The sequence below is a fragment of the Gemmata palustris genome (genome assembly GCF_017939745.1).
GTDB lineage: Bacteria > Planctomycetota > Planctomycetia > Gemmatales > Gemmataceae > Gemmata > Gemmata palustris.
Window position 1 is genome coordinate 3,054,397 of sequence record NZ_JAGKQQ010000001.1, and the last position, 15,061, is coordinate 3,069,457.

12 protein-coding genes are annotated in these 15,061 nt (G+C 64.4%); 9 read left to right on the forward strand and 3 right to left on the reverse strand.

What is annotated here, in order from left to right:
• Nucleotides 1–275: 275 nt before the first annotated feature.
• From J8F10_RS12405 to J8F10_RS12420, 4 genes are all read left to right on the forward strand, one after another.
• On the forward strand, nucleotides 276–665 hold the full coding sequence (locus J8F10_RS12405) for a GntR family transcriptional regulator (protein ID WP_210654120.1): 390 nt from the start codon (nucleotides 276–278) through the stop codon (nucleotides 663–665).
• Nucleotides 666–669: 4 nt separating this feature from the next.
• On the forward strand, nucleotides 670–1,596 hold the full coding sequence (locus J8F10_RS12410) for an ABC transporter ATP-binding protein (RefSeq protein WP_210654121.1): 927 nt from the start codon (nucleotides 670–672) through the stop codon (nucleotides 1,594–1,596).
• A gap of 3 nt (nucleotides 1,597–1,599) precedes the next feature.
• The gene (locus J8F10_RS12415) at nucleotides 1,600–3,228 is read left to right on the forward strand and encodes a hypothetical protein (protein ID WP_210654122.1); all 1,629 of its coding nucleotides are present in this window, start codon (nucleotides 1,600–1,602) and stop codon (nucleotides 3,226–3,228) included.
• 222 nt (nucleotides 3,229–3,450) lie between these two features.
• Nucleotides 3,451–3,636, forward strand: coding sequence for a hypothetical protein (locus tag J8F10_RS12420; RefSeq protein WP_246523220.1), 186 nt, complete (start codon nucleotides 3,451–3,453; stop codon nucleotides 3,634–3,636).
• 90 nt (nucleotides 3,637–3,726) lie between these two features.
• Here the strand turns inward: J8F10_RS12420 and J8F10_RS12425 are convergent, their stop codons facing one another.
• On the reverse strand, nucleotides 3,727–5,379 hold the full coding sequence (locus tag J8F10_RS12425; protein WP_210654123.1) for a TIGR02996 domain-containing protein: 1,653 nt from the start codon (nucleotides 5,377–5,379) through the stop codon (nucleotides 3,727–3,729).
• Between the two features lie 189 nt (nucleotides 5,380–5,568).
• On the opposite strand from J8F10_RS12425, the gene J8F10_RS12430 reads away from it, so the two are divergent.
• From J8F10_RS12430 to J8F10_RS12445, 4 genes are all read left to right on the forward strand, one after another.
• Nucleotides 5,569–10,317, forward strand: coding sequence for a DUF4175 family protein (locus J8F10_RS12430; RefSeq protein WP_210654124.1), 4,749 nt, complete (start codon nucleotides 5,569–5,571; stop codon nucleotides 10,315–10,317).
• Between the two features lie 166 nt (nucleotides 10,318–10,483).
• A complete protein-coding gene (locus tag J8F10_RS12435; protein ID WP_210654125.1) occupies nucleotides 10,484–10,822 on the forward strand; it encodes a hypothetical protein in 339 nt (112 codons plus the stop codon).
• A 99-nt stretch (nucleotides 10,823–10,921) separates the two neighbouring features.
• Nucleotides 10,922–11,374: a hypothetical protein gene (locus tag J8F10_RS12440; protein WP_210654126.1), complete on the forward strand. Its 453-nt coding sequence runs from the start codon at nucleotides 10,922–10,924 to the stop codon at nucleotides 11,372–11,374.
• A gap of 73 nt (nucleotides 11,375–11,447) precedes the next feature.
• Nucleotides 11,448–12,017 carry a hypothetical protein gene (locus tag J8F10_RS12445; RefSeq protein WP_210654127.1) on the forward strand — a complete coding sequence of 190 codons (570 nt, stop codon included), beginning with the start codon at nucleotides 11,448–11,450 and terminating at the stop codon, nucleotides 12,015–12,017.
• Nucleotides 12,018–12,381: 364 nt separating this feature from the next.
• Here J8F10_RS12445 and J8F10_RS12450 read toward each other — a convergent pair whose 3' ends face one another.
• Nucleotides 12,382–13,041 carry a hypothetical protein gene (locus J8F10_RS12450; RefSeq protein WP_210654128.1) on the reverse strand — a complete coding sequence of 220 codons (660 nt, stop codon included), beginning with the start codon at nucleotides 13,039–13,041 and terminating at the stop codon, nucleotides 12,382–12,384.
• A 234-nt stretch (nucleotides 13,042–13,275) separates the two neighbouring features.
• Here J8F10_RS12450 and J8F10_RS12455 point away from each other — a divergent pair, with 234 nt between their 5' ends.
• On the forward strand, nucleotides 13,276–13,644 hold the full coding sequence (locus tag J8F10_RS12455; protein WP_210654129.1) for a hypothetical protein: 369 nt from the start codon (nucleotides 13,276–13,278) through the stop codon (nucleotides 13,642–13,644).
• Between the two features lie 279 nt (nucleotides 13,645–13,923).
• On the opposite strand, the gene J8F10_RS12460 is transcribed toward J8F10_RS12455, so the two are convergent.
• Nucleotides 13,924–14,907, reverse strand: coding sequence for a WD40 repeat domain-containing protein (locus J8F10_RS12460; protein ID WP_210654130.1), 984 nt, complete (start codon nucleotides 14,905–14,907; stop codon nucleotides 13,924–13,926).
• Nucleotides 14,908–15,061 lie beyond the last annotated feature (154 nt).

The following is a 15,061-nucleotide window of genomic DNA, read 5'->3' on the forward strand; positions in this document are numbered from 1 at the left end:
GTTCTCGCACATCCGCCCGAACCGCAAGCCAAACGCGACTTCTCGCCCGTGCAATTCACAGAACCTTCTGCGCTGCGCCGGAATCTTGCGAACGACGCGCCGGAACCCCACCGGTATCACCTCAACGCCGGCAATCGATTCGGTCACCTTCGTCGGAACTGCAGCGCCCGGGCATTTCTGCGAGCGCGCCCATTTTCGTGAAATGGGCCGTTCCGCATGCCGTCTTGGTTGTATCAGTGGTTCGATACAGTGTGACAATCTCGGGGCGCTGAGCGATGGACGTCCACATCTCGCCGCACGACGGCGTTCCGATCTACCTCCAGATCGTTAACCAGGTGAAGTACCTGGTCGCGTCGGGCCGGCTCGTGCCCGGCGAGGAACTCCCCGCGATCCGGGTTCTCGCCGATCAGCTCACCGTTAATCCGAACACGGTCGCCCGCGCCTACCGCGAACTGGAAGTTGCCGGGATCGTCGAGAAGCGCCGGACCGCGGGCACGTATGTGTCCGCGACCGGCTCCCCGTTGGCCCGGCGCGAGCGGCTCAAGATCGTTACCGAGCGGATCGACGCCCTGCTCGCCGAGGCCCGGCACCTCGGCGTGCGCACCGACGAGGTGATTGAATTACTGCGCCAGCGCGATGAAGCCCTGAACCCCGAAGAGGTGTGAGCCGATGGTCGCTGTTCTTTCCGAGTCCGACGGGAACGTGATCGAGGTGGCGGGGTTGACCCGCCGGTTCGGTCCCAAAGTCGCGCTGGACGACGTCCGGTTGACCGTTCCGCGTGGGACGGTCTTCGGACTCGTCGGGGTGAACGGGGCCGGCAAGACGACGCTCATCAAACACGTTCTGGGGCTGCTCCGGGCCGCGCGCGGTTCGGTGCGCGTGTTCGGGCACGACCCGGCCGCGGACCCCGCGGGCGTTTTGGTTCGCGTGGGCTACCTCTCCGAAGAGCCCGATTTGCCCGGGTGGATGCGCGTGGGCGCCCTCTTCCGGTACACCCGGGCGTTCTACCCGAGTTGGGACTCGGCATTCGCCGAGGAGTTGAGCCGGTCGTTCGCGCTCGATCTGGCGGTGAAGGTGAAGCACTTGTCGAAGGGCCAACGGGCGCGGGTCGGGCTCGTTCTCGCGCTGGCCCACCGGCCGGAACTTCTGGTGCTGGACGAACCTTCTTCGGGACTCGACCCGATCGTCCGGCAGGACATCCTCGGGGCGATCATTCGCACGATCGCCGAGGAGGGGCGGACGGTCGTGTTCTCCTCGCACCTGTTGCACGAGGTCGAGCGCGTGGCCGACCGGGTGGCGCTGATCGACCGCGGGCGCGTCGTCTTCAGCGGGGCGCTCGACCAAATCAAGGGCACTCACCACCGGTTGACGCTGCGGTTCCCGGAACCGCGCCCGCACCCGCCCACACTTGCCGGCGCGCTGGCGTGGGAGGGGCGCGGCGCGGAGTGGGTCGCGCTGTGTAGCGGCCGGCTCGGTGAGTTGCGCGCCGCCGCAGTCGCGTGCGGGGCGGAAGTGGTCGGCCAGCGCGTTCCGTCGCTCGACGAGATCTTCGTCGCGCGCGTGGGGACGAAGGGTTCCGAACCGGTGAAGGAGTGAACCATGCGCGCGCCCGTCACGGCATTGGCGTGGGAGTTTTGGGGGCGGTACCGGTGGGGGCTCTCCGCGTTCGGGCTGTTCGTGGGGGCGTGCGCCGGGATCGCGGCCGCTGCACCCGGTGCCAACCCGCGCATGTTCGCCTCACTCAGTTCGATCTGGTTCGCGATGGGATTGGGGTACCTGATTGTCGTGTTCGCTTACGGGTCCGAGGTCCGACTGGAGACCGCGGACTCGGGGTTCCCGGCGCGGTTCTTCCTGCTCCCGGTTCGGACGTGGGTGCTGGTCGGGTGGCCGATGCTCCAGGGCGTTCTCGCGGCCGCACTCGCGTGGGTCGCGTGGGACCAACTCGTGTTGCGCCCCTGCGGGATCGAGACCCCGTTCTGGTGGCTGGCAATGCTGGCCGCAGTCGTGGTCACTATCCAGGCCGTTCTCTGGGTGCCGTTCGGGTTGCCGTGGGTTCGCCTGCCGGTGGCGCTGGTCGTTCTGACCGCGCTGGTCCGTGCGCCGGTACTCCTCGCCGTTGCCGACGAGCGATTCGCGGAGCCGGGCACGGAAAACACGATCCTCACCGCACTCGCGGTCGTGCTGATCCCGGTCGCGTTCCTCGTCGCCCGCGCGGGGGTGGGGCGGGCGCGTTGCGGGGACAGCCCGGACTGGCTCCGGGCCATCGGAGCGCTTCGGCGGCCCAGGGAACTGCGCGCGCGCCGACCGTTCGCGTCACCGATGAGCGCGCAGGTGTGGTACGAGTGGCGGGTCCGTGGACTCGGCTTCCCGCTCCTGGTTCTGTTCGCGCTGAGCATTCTGGTAGCGTGTGCATTGTTGTTGGAGCCGCCCGGTGACCGGAAGCCGGGGTTCGGGGTTGCGCTCCTGTGCATTCCGCCTTTAATGGCCGCTTTCTGTGGTCAGTACATGGGAGCGATGGGCGACATCACGCACGGGGTTTTCAACCTCCCCGCGTTCGCCGCCACGCGACCCATGAGCAACTCCGCGCTGGTGAGCGCAAAGCTCCGCGCCGCGGCCATTATTTCCGGCGTGACCTGGGCACTGACCGTCGCCGTTGCCGGTACGTGGATGGCTTTTACCGGTGGTATGAATGGGCTCTCTCAAAAGTGGGATTACGCTGTGTCCGCGCTCGGTACTGCTCGGGCGTGTGTTTTCTTCGGACTGATCGCCATTGGTCCGGTGTTCCTCATTTGGCGGTTGCTGGTTGAGAACCTCTGGATCGGGCTGACGGGGCGTGCGTGGGTGGCTCACGCCGCGATTACCGTGGCGGCGCTGGTGGGGGTACCCGTGGCATACGAATGGACCCGGTGGGGTTCGGAACCGGCCCGCCTCGACCGCATTCGCGCCGCGCTCCCGTGGGCGGCCACGGGACTGATCGCACTGAAGTTCCTGCTCGCGGGGGCCGCGCTGCGTGCGCTGCACCGGCGCGGGGAACTGAGCACGGGGGCGATACAGCGTGTTCTCGGCGCGTGGGTACTGGTTGTGGCGGGGCTTTTCGCCGCGCTGTGTTGGCTGGTTCCTGTCGAATGGACCTCCGACTACAACTTGGCCGCGGGCGTCGTTCTGTTCGTGTCGCTCGCTCGATTACTCGTGGCACCGGTAGCCCTATCTTGGAACCGGCACCGCTGACGGTTCCGCTCGCTCGAATCGCGTTCGCTCGAACCCGGGGGGCGAGTCCTTTCTACCATCGGTGCTCCGATGGTCGTTCTTCGACGTGTGCGGCGCCCCTGCCTCGCGAGTTCGTGTACCGATGCCACACTGTCTTGATTCTGGCGTAAACGAGAACGCGGGTGGTGTCTGCTCAGTCTTGTCGGCGTCACGCACGAATCCGAGTGGTACGAGGTCGAAATCGTGGACCGCTTGGGCGCGGGGGACGTGCTCGCGGCCGGGCTGATTGACGGCGACTTGAAGAAGGGGCTCGACTACGGCGCCGCGATGGGCGCGCTCAAGCACACCGTTCCCGGCGATCTGCCGTGGCTCACGAAGGACGAGGTCGAAGCCGCGATGCAGGGGCAGGGGCTGCGCGTCAAGCGCTGAGGCCATGTTGTCGCTCGCTTGTGGCCCAGGTACCTCGTTTACGTTTCCTTCGCGATTGCAACGGCGCGGTACGCGAAGGGCGCACGGCTCTCACTCACTCAGGCCGTCCAAGTGGTTCGGGAGGTACACGTTTTCCGGTACGAGAGCGACGCGCGTACCGTCTCCGCCGTCGATCATCTCACCACCCGCCCACGCGAGGCGCTTACAGTTTCGGAACACGGGCAGTAGGTCTTGCACATAATCCGAATCCGTACCGAAGTGGACGACGCACAAGCGCGGAAATTTGGGCGAGTTCACGAACGCCTCAACAGTAGACGGATCAGGCGACGGGCGCCAACACTCGAACGCGATCGTGTGCAGATCGGGGAACACGTCTCCGTCCGCGAGCGCGGTCAGTGCGGACGGCACGAACAAGGAACCCAGTGTCAGCGTCCGAAGGCCCCGGCAGGAACTGTTGCGCGCGAGCGCCCGAATCGCGTCTGGTGGAACCCGACCACCGTGAATCTGAAGGTCCGTAAGCCGGCCGAGGTTCGGTGACGCGAACAGCGCGTGCAATCCCGCGCCAGCGGTATGGTGAAGCCAGAGAGAAAGCGAGTTCAAGTTCGCCAGCGCCGGCGATTCCGCAATTCGCCTCAAATCATCGTCGGTCAATTCTGCGTGATCGAAGCGCAGCCACCGAAGGTTCGAGACGAAGTGTGATGCGAGAATACGAGACAGGTCTTCTCCGTGCGTTCCGGGTCCGTGCAACCTCAACTCTTCCAGTGTTACAGGATCTGGAACGGCCAGCACCGCGTTAGCAAACGCCTGAGCCGTGCCCGAGCCAACACTAGCGGTTAGCGCCAGCCGTTGGAGTCGCGCTGTCGCAAGCGCTCGTATCCACGGAAAATCGCTTCCATTTCCCAAATGTAAACTCGTAATTCGCTTCCACGTATCCGAATTGATGAACCGATTCGTAGCGCGAGTATAGGCAGCGGTCGGGATACTGGACAAATAGAGTTTGCGAAGGTTCGGAAAGTCCCCGTTGGCTAACTCAAGTACCAAATCCCCGTTCTGGGGAACGTCCCGCGCCCACACCGCAAGATCCAATCCCGTAAGCTGCCGAAAGAGCGGCATCCGGAACCAGTGGAGGACGCTACGCTCGCCAATTTCGGGTAACGTGAGGCCCAACTTTCGCAGCCGGGTAAGATCCGCGTGCTGGAGGAACGAATCGACTTGCTGGAATTGCTCACCGGGATAGGAGGCAGGATGACGGGCAGTGAAAGATGCCCACAACTTGAGTGATTCGATCCGCCCCCATTCCGGCCAACTCGCAGTAGACGCGAGGTTATTCGTGGGAAACACGCCACCATCACGAATCGGGTGCGCTGCGCAAAGTTCGGCGAAGTAGTTGGTGCTCGTGCCTCCCGGAACACCTAACCCGTCAACCGCTTCCAGAAACCCGCGCCGGAAGACCGCCCGATACGGACCTTCTCCAGCGTACTCCCAATTCTGAAACGCCGGGCAAGGCGCGGCCCACGCGCCCACGTTCTTCGCCAACAACTGTCGTTCGATGACTTCGAGATCCACGCACCTGGGGTCGTCACTCGGTAATCGGGCCAGTTCCACTTGCGCGCGGATGAACGCCGCGCGCTCGGACTTCGTGGAATCGCCCTGCTCGTCGAGCCAATCGGCGAACGCCAGGCGCGGGGTGTCCTCGTCCGGGTACTCGCGGATCGCGCCGAGAAATGCGGCTTCGTCGGACACGGGCGATTCCCCCAGTCATTGGATTCCGTCCCGCAATTGTAACTTGTGTCCCAAGTACGGGATGCCGGGCAATCCCTCTGTGACGGTGGGCCGTCTAAGAGGTATAATCCCTGGTGGATTGCGCCCCGCAGTGCGCTCGGGCGGTTAACAGCCCTTCGGCAGCCCGAGCGCTGCCCCGGAGATCGATACATGGCCGCGGTTCTCGAGCAAGCAGAAGCCGCCGCGAAGAACGACTCGCGGGTGGACGAGCAAATCGCCCAGGCGACCAGCCGCATCCGTGCCCACGACCTCACGTTCGGTGGGCTGGTTCTCGTCGCGTTCGTGCTGGTTTACACCACCGCGATGATCCTGCTCGACAAGTATCTCGGGCTCGCCGAGTGGGTGCGCCAGTTCGCGCTCCTCGGGTTCTTCGCCGCGTTCGCGGCCACCGCGTATTTCACGATCCTCAGCCCGCTCCGCAAGAAAATCAACCCGCTGTACGCGGCCAAACGGGTCGAGAGCACCATTGATGACGCCAAGAACAGCGTCACCGGGTACGTGGACGCCCAGCAACAGGGCACGCTGAACGCAACCGTGAGGGCCGCGCTCGCGAACCGGGCCGCGAAGTCCGTCGCCGCGGCCGATGTGAACAAGGCCGTCGACCACCGCGGACTGCTCTACCTCGGCGGCGCCTCGATCGCACTGTTCCTCACGCTCATCGTGCTGTTCTTCGTGTTCCGACCGGCCCAGTTCTCCTCGCTCATGGGCCGCACGTTCGTCCCGTTCTCTTCCGGCGTGATCGTAACCCAAACACAACTCACGCTCGTGAAGCCCGACCCGGCCGAATTCACCATCACCGTCGGGCAGCCGATCACGGTCGCGGTCCACGTCGGCGGGAAGATCCCGGGCGCCAACAGCCCCGATCGCGTGCGCCTGCTGATCCGGAATAATCCGGTCGACCCGAACTATACCGAACTGCCGATGGTGCCGGGTGATACGGCACGGGACTTTGAGCTCCGCGTGCCGGATCACCTCGTGCAGAACGGCTTCTGGTACAAGGTCGCCGGTGGCGACGCGGTGACCCCCGAATACAAGGTCACGGTTCGCTCGCTGCCGCTGTTCACCGAGTTCCAGGCCGCTTACGAATACCCGGCGTACCTCCGACGCAAGGCCGAGACCGCGACGGACCCGCAGATTCGTGCCCCGCGTGGGACAACGGTCACGCTCGTCGGGCGCACCAATCGTGACGTGCGCGACGGGCTAATGGTCATCGAGCCGGGCGGCACGCGCGTCACCGAAGCGGCCATCGCGGGCAAGCCAGACAGTCTCCAGTTCACGTTCAAGCTCGCGGAAACGGGGAGTTACAAGCTCACCTTCAATGCGACCACCGGCGAACGCAGCGCCGAGGCGTTCCAGTCGCGCATCCTCGTGGAAGCGGACAAGGCGCCGGAAATCACCATCAACAAGCCGGAAGAAGAAGAGATCACCGCCCCCACGAACGGGCAGATCGTAATCGACGCCAAAGTCGGCGACGATTTCGGCATCGACACGATCACGCTCAAGATGAAGATCGTGTCGCCGGTCGAACGGCCGCTACTGGACCGGCCGTACCTGAATGGCAAGGCCCGGTCCTTCCAGCGCGCGAAGGACAAGACCTGGCCCACCGACGTCGATTACAAGGACTCGGTCGACCTCGCGCAACTCAAGGCGGACCCGGTCGGGCTCCCACTCGAACTCAAGCCCGATACGGTGATCGAGTTCTACCTGGAAGCCACCGACAACTGCACCGAGCCGAAGCCAAACGTGGGCCGCTCGGTCGCGAAGCGCGTCCGACTCACCGCGCCGAAGGTCGAGGAGCAGGACAAGAAGAAGCTCGATCAGGAAAAGGAAAACCGCAAGACCGAAGAACAGAAGCACAACGCGCAACAACAGCAACAGTTTGAACAAGAGAACCGCGACCCGAAGGGTGGCCAACCGAATCCGGCGACAAAGGACAAGAACCCGGAGCCGAAAAACAGCGAGGGCACCAAGGAAGGCACGCCCGATCCGATGGCGCCTCAACCGCCAAACAAGGACAAGGATAAGGGCAAAGAAGGTACCCCGAAGCAAGACCAGCCGATGGGGGGCGGGATGTCCGATATGGGCACCCCAATGGGCAACCCCATGCCCAAGGGCGGCAAGGACGACATGCCCCCGAAGCCAATGGGTGGCACGGACCCGAGCGGCATGGGGGCGCCGAATGCGCCCATGCCGGAAGCTCCTCCGCCCAAGACGCCGGAAGATAAGGCCGTCGAGAAGAAGGCCGACGATCTCAACAAGGCGATCCAGCAAGAGGACAAAGACGGCGGAGTCGGGAAGTCGAACCCGACTGCCAGCGGGCCGGAACGCACCGACCCCGCGCAGCCGAAGAAGCAACCGCCCGCGGGCGACATGGGCAACGCGACCGAGCCGAAGCCGGAGCCCAAGCCCAACGACCCGATGAAACCGATGCAGGACCAACCGGCACCGGGGAGTGGTAAGCCCGAGGGAACGCTCGAAAAACCGAGCGATCCGGCGACCCCGAAGCCGGAACCCAAGCCCAACGAGCCGAAGCCAACTAACGACAAAGCGGGCCAGAAGAACAGCGCGCCGTCCGAAACGCGCGACGAACAGGTGGGCGGTGTACCCGGCGCCGAGAAGGAGTCGCCCAAGGAACCCCAGCCGGCTCCGAAAGACCCGAACCAGAAGCAGGATTCGCCCCAAAAGCAAGACCCGAACTCGGGTTCCAAGGCCAAACCCGCGACCCAAAAGGACGACGGGCAACAACCCGGCGCATCAGATTCTGCCGACAAGAAAGACCCGGCCGCGGACGCGGGTAGCCGCGCCAAGCCGATGCCGGAGCCGACTCGGGGCGGCGATAAGCCCAACCAACCGAAGGACCAACCCCAACCGATGGGCGGGACGAAGTCCGAGGGCAAGCAGCCGGACGCGGGCGACGCGAAGCCGAAACAGGCCCCGGCCGCGGGTGAAAACAAACCCAAACCCGCCGAAGACATGATGACCGGCGGCGGGATGGGTGCGCCCGAACCGAAGCCCGAGAGCGACGCGAATCAGCCGACGAAGCCCAACGGCACCGGCGCGGCCGAGACCAAGCCGGCCGGTGACAAGAACGCGCCTATGAACACCGGCAATTCGGGCGTGGACAAAGGGTCGGACAAGCCGCAACCGCAAGAGGGCGCCCAACCGAACGGCGGGCGAGACCAAGAACCACCCAAGCAGAAGGAACTCGACGACAACCAGCGAAAGGAGCTGGAGGAAGCGGCCAAGAACCTCACCAGCCCCGACGAGAAGAAGAAGCAGGACGCGCGCGACAAGCTCGACAAGGCCATCGGTGAGGACAAGCGCAAGGAAATGGAGAAGCTGGCGAACGACCTCCAGTCGCCGGATGAGAAGACCCGCGCCGACGCCCAGCGCAAGCTCGAAGAACTCAAGAAGCAGGCCCAACAGCAGCCGGGCAAACCAAACGGCGAAAACGGCGGAAAGCCCGACGAAAAGCAAATGAAGGAACTGGAACAGGCCGCTAAAGATCTCAACAGCCCGGACGAGAAGAAGAAACAAGAGGCACGCGACAAACTCGATAAGGCCGTCGGCGAGGACAAGCGCAAGGAACTCGAGCAACTCGCCAAAGACCTCCAGTCGGGCGACAAGGACAAGCAACAGGCCGCGCAGAACAAGATCAAAGAGGCCATGAAGGACGCCAAAGGCGGGGACAAAGGCGATCCGAAAAACGCCCCCAAGTTCGACGACAACCAGCGCAAAGAACTGGAACAGGCCGCGAAAGACCTCACCAGCCCTGACGAGAAGAAGAAGCAGGAGGCGCGCGACAAGCTCGACAAGGCGGTCGGTGAAGACAAGCGCAAGGAACTTGAACAGGCCGCGAAGGATCTTCAGTCGGGCGACAAGGACAAGCAGGACGCGGCGCAGAAGAAGATCGACGACGCCATGAAGGACGCCAAGGGCGGAAAGCCGGGTGACCCGAAGGGCGGCGCGAAGCCCGACGAGAAGCAGATGAAGGAGATCACCGACGCGATGAAAGATCTCCAGAGCGGCGACGACCAGAAGAAACAGGCCGCGCAGCAGAAGCTCGACAAGATGGTCGGCGAGAAGAACCGCAAGGAGGCCGAGCAACTGATGAAGGACCTCCAGTCGGGCGACAAGGACAAACAAGCCGCCGCACAGAAGAAGCTCGACGATCTGAAAAAGGAACTGGAGCAGCAACAGGCCCAGAAGGAAAAGGACGGCCAGGACGGTAAAGCCGGCAAGGAACCGTCAAAGGAAGAGCTCGCGGACCTCATGAAGAAGGCGCAAGACCTTCAATCGAAGGACGACAAGACGCGCGAGAAGGCCGAAAAAGACTTGGACGACAAGATCGGCAAGGAGAACCGCGAGAAGCTACAAAAGGAACTCGAGGGCAAGAAGCCGGGCGGTGACGCGGAGCAAGATCAGAAGCTCAAGGAGCAACTCGAACAGATGGCGAAGGAGCAGTCGAAGCAGCCGCACGATCCGTCCCAAAAGGGCCTCGGCTCCAGTCCGCCCCCCAAGGGCGCGATGGAAGAGGACGCGCGGAACCGCCTGAAGACGGCCGAACTGCGGCTCGAAGACTTCGAGAGAAAGCGCTACGACGAGGAGTTCCAGAAGAAGCAGGGCTTCACGGACGCGGAGTACAAGAAGTTCCTGGAGGACTACGAGAGGCACGTTGAGAACCTCCGCAAAGACGTGAACAAGCTGACCGCCGGCGACAAGGCGCCTCCGGCCGGCCCCGGCGCCCCGGGCGCCCCCATCCTCGGGGGCGCGGGCGGCCGAGTTGCCCCGGGCGCGAAGCTCAACAGCTCCGGTGTCGGCGGCGGGGCGACCGTCGCCCCGCCCGGCTTCGAGGACTCGAAGAACAAGTTCCAGAAGCTGATCCAGGAGAAGAAGTGATCGACACGGGCGATTCGTAGGTCGGGCTGTGCCCGACGGTGCCGAATGCCCTCACAACGTAACTGCGGGCTCGGCAGCGGGGTCTGCCATCTGACTGGGAACGCGCCGCTCATCCGGTGATGGCGGTGCCGGTGAGTTTGTTGTTCGGCAACCAGAGGGCGAAACGGTGGCAACGCATGTTGGCGCGGGCGTGATGGTCGTGCGTCTGCTGCTCACCGCGCTGGTGGCCCTGGCGAGCGGGTGGTACCTCGTCGTACTCTTCGCCTTCTCGAGTATGACGGGCGTATCTCCGAGTGGCAGCGCCCGGTGGTGGGGCGCCGCGCTCGACAGGCTCTACTTGTCGTTCGACCCAGGAATCGCGAGTTGGCCGTTGTCGGCCCTGCTGCTCCTGTGCGGCTACTTTGGCGCCCGTTCCCTCGTGGCTCTCCTGCGCCACATCGCCTGCCGCACCGCGGTTGCGGGCGCCCCCCTCGAACCCGGCGCTGCACCTGACCCAGCCACGTGATCTGTTTTCTGCCGCTCACCGGCTTGTGGTTGTCGTGACTGGTATCGCGGCCGGGCAGGTGAGCTGTATGTTCGGCGGAAGAGGCCTCGGAGAGGTAGGTTGGCCGATCTCGACGACCGTCTGACGCTGGCCTTCGCAGAGTTCCTTTGTGTGGATCGGGGTCGGCTCTGGACCGGCGACCCGTGGGGCGGCCCCGGGTACTACGGCGTGCGCGTCGCCGCGGTCACCTCGGATGCCGCAGAGGTGGAACTGGCGGTCACGTTCCGAGCGGGCGTCACCTATTGCTGTTTCGAGTCGAGTTGCCACTTCCCGCACCACGCGAGTGGGTGGCAACGGTTGCGTGAGTGCCTGGACCGACACGACCTTGCACAGCTGCCCTTGCCGATCATCCGCACGTTCCGGGGTGTGATCGAGCCGGGTGCCGTGATGCAGCCGGAAATCGGGCCGGGAACCAGGTGGGTGCATGAGGGGGCGCAGTACACGAACGGTCCGCGGCACCCGATCACCACAAGGCACGCCGAACCAGGCGCTGCACCTGACCCGGCCCGCTGACATGTGACGCGCCGCTCATCCGGTGATGGCGGTGCCGGTGAGCGGTATGTTCGGCCGCGGAGGAGGGCTACTCATGCGAATTGCGGGCCTGCTCATGGTCGGTGTCGTCCTGACGTGTGGGACTCCGGGAGGTGGGGCCGCCGATCCGCGTCCCGGCGGGGGCACCGCGACGGCTTGGGGCAAGCCGGTAGACGGCCTCCAAGCCGGCCTCCGCCCGGCCACCAAACCTCAGCGGGTCACGTCCGGTGTGGTGGCCGAGTTCGAGGTGGTCATCCGCAACGTCCAGGATCGTGGGGCCGTGCTCCTGTCGTACCCTGCCGGTACGTGGTACTCGGGCACGGCCGACAAGGGGGTGGTGGCCCTCGGGGCCGGCGGTATCGCGGGCCGCCCGATCCAGGACACCGTCCAACTCAAACCCGACGAGGAGGTCGTCGTCGGCCGGGTGTTCCTGGGGCTGCCGGGAGCGAAGCCCGCGGCCGGACACCTGATCGAGTTGCCCGCCGGCAAGTATCGGGTCGGATCGGAGGGCGTGCTACCCTCGCCGAAGCTTGCGCCGCCCAACAACGTTCCTGTGCCGGGTGTGCGATACTGCCCCGAACTGCGGACGGGGTATCTGGACATGGAGTTGCAGCCCTCCAGGTAGCCGCCGAACCCGGCGCTGCACCTGACACCGCCTGCTGACTTGGGACGCATCGCTCATCCGATGATGGCGGTGCCGGCGAGCGTATTGTTCGGCGGTAGCCGGGTTGAGAGCGGGTGTGAAAGCGCGGGCGTTCCTCGCACGGACCCGTTACCCTGTTATTGCGCATCGTGTGAAGGCAGCGCTCGCGCGGTAACTGTGGCCCGGCGAACGCGTTCGGCCTCGGCGTGCGTGGCGCGGGGGCGTATCAGGTCCCGCGTTAGTGTGCGAAGCCTCACACACTAAACACAGGCTCGGTTGGGGGGAGGCGGCTGAAAGGGCCGAGGCACTACGCTGTTCGTTGCCGACGTGTTGTGAAACATGCCCACTACGCCGCATGCTCCGGCCAACCAGCCTCGTTCGCGGAAACGATACCGAAGAACCTCGTTCGACCGAAGAACTCTATCACCCAGGAAGAGTGATGGTCTGGGTCTTCATCCCGCAGGTCGTAATACCAGTACCGGCAAAACTGATCACCAAGACTGTTCGGTACAAACCGCACCCAGAACGCCGGCGGGATCTCATACCGCATCACTTGGGCGAACACTCGGCAGTCTGCGATTGCGGTCCCGAGGTTGTGATAATGGCAGAAGCCGCGGATGATCCGTCGCATCACGATCATCACCCGCTGGTCCCGGTCCGGGTAGATTGCACGCCGAGGGCCAGCCGTAGTCTCCACCGGGACTATCTGCGCGGCGAGGTCGCGGAGCCAGCGCGGCCCGCTCGGCTTGTCGAAACTCCGGATAACTGGACCGTTCCACAACTCCGTCACAGAATCGTTCGCCTCCCCGGCGACCAGCACGACGTTGCGGAATTGAGACTCGGCATCCTGCCAGATTTTCTTGCACTCTGCACATTCCGGAACCGTCGGCCGCTGGACATTTGAGGGAACCGAACTGGGGTAGAGGCTCCGCTGGATGACGTGCCCCCGCTCACGTGGGTGCTGGCACCCACCGCAGTAGGCACATGGCTCATGGGTCATCGCCATAAGTGTTCCCCCGTTCAAAATAGTCTACCGAGGTGGGACAACTATTTGCAGCGCGAGGTTCAGTCCGTTACTGTTGCTGTAGGAGTAGGTCGTCGCGCCGAACCCGGCGCTGCACCGGACCGCGGTTAAATACGCTGTTTTCAGAACGGCTAGCCCATCGCCGCGGCCGGTGAGCTATATGTTCGGCCACAGAAGAACCTCCGTCAGGTTAGATCCCCTACGAGGGCGCCACATATGCCCGTTAACAACGCTGATGTCGGTCCAGTCGTTCAGCTCTGTCAGCAGCACCATCAGCGAGTTCGCTATGGGGTGTTGGGCGCGGCGATAAGCACACGAGTCGGAAACCCCAACGCCCAACCGCAGAACTATGCGCAGGCAACGGTCGCGATGATCAATGCGTTCTTCGGCGGAATCGGCCCAGCCGCATCTTGGGTAGTTGAGGAGACAGGATTCCCGACCGGTTACGGCGCACCGCCGAACGCGAATTTTGATCCGCACTGGTCCACAATGACTCCGCTGCACAACACCGTTGCGGGGTTTCTGGTGTGGCTAGATTCAACTGCCCCTGGATGGGATGCCAACCTTCAGAGCACGTATCCCTGATCGGGGAGCGTCGAGTCGTGCAGGGCGTTGTGCCAGCCTGACAGTTCAAACGCGCGCCGAACCCGGCGCCGCACCGCCGGCTGATTCGGGGCGTACCGCTCATCCGGTGATGGCGGTGCCGGTGAGCTGGATGTTGGCAGGTGTTGGGCACAGCCCGACCTACGAATCGGTAACACCGGAACTCGAGTCGGCCCCTCGCTCCAAACCGAAGTGAGGGGCCGACTCGTTTTGTTGGGCCGCGCCCCTTACCGCGAGCGCGTGGCGCGACGGACCAGAGCGCTACAAATCAATGTCCCAGAGAACGATCTGGCCAACATCGCTCCCCGCCGCCATGAGTAGCCCGTCGGGGCTGAACGCGACGGACCGCATCCGGCCGATGTCCCAGGCGAACGACCGCGCGAGGCCCCACGTCGCGGTCTCGTACACGTTCACGCTCTGGTCGTTACTCGCGGCCGCGAGGTAGCGCCCCGTCGGGTCGAACGCCACCCCCGTGAAGTGCCCCCGCCCCGCCCCGCGAATCTTCTGCGGCTTGCGGGCGAGGTCGCGCGCGTCCCAGACCAACAACGACGGCCCACCCCGAACGACGAGGCTCGCGCCGTCCGGGGAAAACAGGAGTTGATTCACGGTCCGCCCGGGGATCGGGATCTTCCCACGAACCTGCCCGGTGCCGGGATCGCGGGTCACCAGTTCGTACACCTGGTCCCGAACGGCGATACCGCTCTCGATGTCGTGGGTGACGATAAGCTCTTCGGTCGGGGCGCACGCGATCTGTGAGGTGGAGAAGCGACTCGCGGACGGCGCGATCTCCCAGTCCTCGGTCGGTGCGTCGGCGGGTAATTGGCGCCAGCGGACGAGTCGTCTCGTGCGCCAATCCGTCCTGTAAACGTGCCCGACGAACCACTCGCCGGAGGGGTGCGTGTCCAGGACGAACGAGTTCCCGCCGCTCCACCCCAACCGGGTCACGGCCCCGTTCGTCAGGTCGATCGCAAAATACGCCGACGTGTGCTCGTCCGGGTAATCGTACCCGGTCCCGACGTAGAGCCACCGACCCGCCGGGTTGACCGCGAACCCGGCAATCAGTTGGTCGGCGAGCAGTTGCGAGACCGGGGCCGGTCCGCCGGCCAGGTCCCAGACGTCGATGCCCCGGTTGTTGGGTTCGTAGCGGAGGTCGGGAACGTTGGTCCCCGCCGCAAACAGCCGCCGGCCATCGCGGGCGAACGCCACCTGATCGACGACCCGCATCCGGCTGGTTAGGAACCGCATCCCGTCACTCCCCAATGACAAACAACCGCGTCCCGCGGACCTTTGGCAATGCTGCGTCCAAAGGTACGCGGGGGGCAACTCTCGGCACTTCAATGGGCATTTTTAGTTGTTTTTTGTTAATTTGTACACTATAATTAAGAGGTGGCGCCCATTG